Raw genomic sequence first — 3,414 nt, forward strand, 5'->3', positions numbered from 1 at the left:
GCATGTTCCGCGTCCTTGCAATACTGTGTTTACATACAGTCTATCGCTTAGCGGAAAGTTCTTTTACCCTCAGCCGAAATGCCTGCCGTTGCTAGACATTGCCAGCCAGTGCCCGTCACTCCCACTCGATTGTAAACAAGCACACAAAACCCTTTAGTGACAACAATTTGCAAGAACTATCAGGCTCAGTGCCATGAAAAATACCATGACCAGATCATGAGGTTGAACACGGCTTGCGCCGGCAGCGTTCACGCTCCTGGTCGGCGATCTCGCCCGGCTGCAATGCTAGCTCAGCATCGGTCATGCGCTCCAGCACGTCGCGTAGGCGGATGGTGCAAGGAATGGGCGGCAGCTCGAACTCATAGCCGCCGGCGATCATTTCGGCCGCAATCTCCTCGGTGATGAAAAACGGCTCGTCGTCTTGGTTCGGCTTCTTCATGCCCTTTCCTCCTGGCGCTCATCCTGGCCGACAGCGGCCAGGGCATCGGCTTCCGTCAATGCGTCCTCCACGAACGCGCCGTGCTGCTTCGCTTCGGCCTGGCTGACCTCGGCCCATATCCGTTTCACCTGGGCCGCACTGTACCCGGCCAGCTCGGCGGTCTTGTTGATGCTGTAGCCGGACTTGCGCAGCGCGACAACTTGGGCGCGGCGCTTCGGATCAGCACGGCGGCCCTTGTACCGCCCGGCCTGGCGGGCCAACTCAATGCCTTGGCGCTGGCGTTCGCGCCTGTCCTCGTAGTCGTCGCGGGCCATCTGCAAGGCCAGGCGAAAAAGCATGATCTGCACGGCTTCCAGCACGATCTTGGCGACGCCCTGGGCCTCGGCCGCCAGGTCGGATAGATCGACCACGCCAGGGACGGCCAGGCGTGCGCCTTTGGCCTGTATCGAGGCCACCAGGCGCTCGGCCTCGGGCAAAGGTAGGCGGCTGATGCGGTCGATCTTCTCGGCAATGACCACCTCGCCGGGCTGTAGGTCGCCGATCATGCGCAGCAGCTCAGGCCGGTCGGCGCGTGCGCCGGATGCCTTCTCACGGTAGATGCCGGCGACGTAGTAGCCGGCGGCCTTCGCGGCCGTAGTGATCGCCTCTTGGCGTTCCAAGTCCTGCGCGTCGGTGCTGACGCGCAGATAGACCCGCGCCACCATCGGCGCGGCTACTGGCTTCGTCCTGCGCATACTTGCGGGCTCCTTTGGGCATACTCAAATGCACCCATCTTAAACTGGCAGCTAATGTACAAAAGTTGATAGAAGCACACAAGTTCAATTTTGCACTTCTGCCCCACTATTGCAAAACTGCTTGTTAGTAGCCGTTTTTTCTTACTGTTTATAGATTCAATAATTTTTGAAACGAAAAATTGGGACTAAACATTTCGGTTTCGTTTTCTGTCGATTCGTCCTGCGTATCTTTTGCATAAACAAACATTTGTTGTTCGTAGTTTTCGATGGCATTTTCAATACTTGTAAATTCTCCGTTTGTAAGGTTTTCAGACAATATCAAAGCATCCAATAATCCCGTATTTACACCCTGTCCTGCAAAAGGCGACATCAAATGAGCAGCATCGCCAATCATTGTTATGGGTAATGGACGGTTACTTTTCCAATCATTGTTCAAAGGAAATTTCCTTGTGGGCAAGCATTGAAATGTTGATACCGAACGTATTAATTGTTTGTAAACTTCACTCCATTTGGAAAATCTTTTCAATAAAAAATCGGCAACGCTGTTTCTGTCCTGAAAATCTAAGGGAATTTTATTTTTCCATTCATCGGGCGTTTTAAAACTAATTCCTAAATACAATGCACCATTATTATTGGGATTGGCAAACAATAAAATGCCCTGATGTCCCGCCATTAATCGGTTGCCGTTGCATAGCTGAAAAAATCCGGGACAGTTTATTTCCGGTTGAAGAATATCAGCTTGGATGTTGAAAGTACCGGTTTCTTCAACTTGCGTGTCGGTAACAAAGCTCCTTATTTTCGACATTCCACCATTGGCAAGAATAACCAAATCTGCTGTTTCACTCGGTTTATTCTCAAAAGTTAGTGTCCACTTCTTCTTACCAGGTTCAAGCATAACAAGTTTTCTATCCCAAATAACCGTGTCGTTTTCTAAACTATTCAACAAGATAGCCCTTAAGTCATTTCTGTTTATTTCAGGATTGTCAAATCGATTTTCGGGCTTTACATTTTTTGTGGATAAAATATTGCCTTTTTCATCAGCAATATTTACACCCATTGGTAAGGCTAAGTCATAATAAGTTTGTAACAATCCCGCTTTTTTCATTGCTTCCTGACCTGAACCTTTGTGTAGGTCAAGGGTTCCACCAAAAATTCTTGCCTCTCGGTCGTTGTCTCTTTCGTAAACTGAAACGTCTATGCCGTTTTGCTGTAATAATTTTGCCATAGTCAGTCCAACGGGTCCACCACCAATTATTGCAACGTTCTTATCACTAAGTAAATTCATTTGTTTGTCCGTATCTATTCGCATTGTCATTCAAAAATGGCACATAACAAGTGGCTATACGCCAAATGGCGTATATATCCACTATATCTTATTTTGCTAAACCTTTCATTATCAGTGACAAATCCGTTTTCAACCGTTTACCGTTCGTTTCTACTCTCTCAAAAGGATTTATATTCATAGTGCTTTTTGTTAAGTTTTGCTCAAATATACAAATCCTTTCTATATATCTAACAAATCCATCGGACTTTTTAATTGTTCCATTCCCTTGGTGGTAATATGTGTATAAACCTCAGTTGTTTTACTGCTTGAATGACCTAACAACGATTGAATATAACGTAAACTCGTACCATTCTCAAGCAAATGCGTTGCAAAGCTATGTCGTAAGGTATGTACAGTAACTTCCTTTTGAATCTTTGCTTTTAAAACAGCTGCTTTAAAAATGTTTTGAATACTTCGGCTTGAGTATGCGCCACCTTTTTGACCTTCAAATAAATAATCTTTTGGTTTATATTCCATAAAGTATGTTCTTAAAATAATTAATGTTTTCTCAGATAAAATGGTATAACGATCTCTTTTTCCTTTTGACTGTTCTATACGAATTTGCATGCGCTTGGAGTCAATGTCTTTTATTTTCAGGTTTATACATTCAGAAATGCGCAAACCTGCCGAATAAATAGTCATCAGAATAGCCTTGTGTTTCACGTTTTCAATAGCGCGTAGTACCCGAATGGTTTCTTCTTCACTCATCACAACAGGAAGTGTTTTTTCTTTTTTTGGTCTTTCGATGAAATATGTTTTCCGTTGTCCACCCAAAACACGTTCGTAATAAAACTGGCACTGTTGCAAAGTTAGCGATGAGGCAGCCTTTTGTCTTATTCAAAGGCCTTACATTTCAAAAACTCTGCTTACCAGGCGCATTTCGCCCAGGGGATCACCATAATAAAATGCTGAGGCCT

Annotated in this window: 4 protein-coding genes; all 4 read right to left on the bottom strand. The window is 45.6% G+C overall.

Annotation, left to right across the window (positions count from 1 at the left end):
• Window positions 1-214: 214 nt before the first annotated feature.
• The 4 genes from FTT92_RS16530 to FTT92_RS16545 all read right to left on the bottom strand — a co-directional run bounded on the left by FTT92_RS16530 (window position 215) and on the right by FTT92_RS16545 (window position 3,271).
• Window positions 215-439 (bottom strand): hypothetical protein, encoded by a 225-nt coding sequence (locus FTT92_RS16530; protein ID WP_000743213.1) that lies wholly within the window; start codon window positions 437-439, stop codon window positions 215-217.
• Window positions 436-1,173, bottom strand: coding sequence for a recombinase family protein (locus tag FTT92_RS16535; RefSeq protein WP_001366550.1), 738 nt, complete (start codon window positions 1,171-1,173; stop codon window positions 436-438). The genes FTT92_RS16530 and FTT92_RS16535 overlap by 4 nt, the downstream gene beginning before the upstream one ends.
• Before the next feature lie 148 nt (window positions 1,174-1,321).
• A complete protein-coding gene (locus FTT92_RS16540) occupies window positions 1,322-2,488 on the bottom strand; it encodes a tetracycline-inactivating monooxygenase Tet(X3) (protein WP_024160783.1) in 1,167 nt (388 codons plus the stop codon).
• Between the two features lie 189 nt (window positions 2,489-2,677).
• Window positions 2,678-3,271, bottom strand: coding sequence for a tyrosine-type recombinase/integrase (locus FTT92_RS16545; RefSeq protein WP_205779272.1), 594 nt, complete (start codon window positions 3,269-3,271; stop codon window positions 2,678-2,680).
• Window positions 3,272-3,414 lie beyond the last annotated feature (143 nt).

Origin of the sequence: Acinetobacter sp. YH12023 (assembly GCF_013420135.1) — a bacterium.
Taxonomy (GTDB): domain Bacteria; phylum Pseudomonadota; class Gammaproteobacteria; order Pseudomonadales; family Moraxellaceae; genus Acinetobacter; species Acinetobacter amyesii.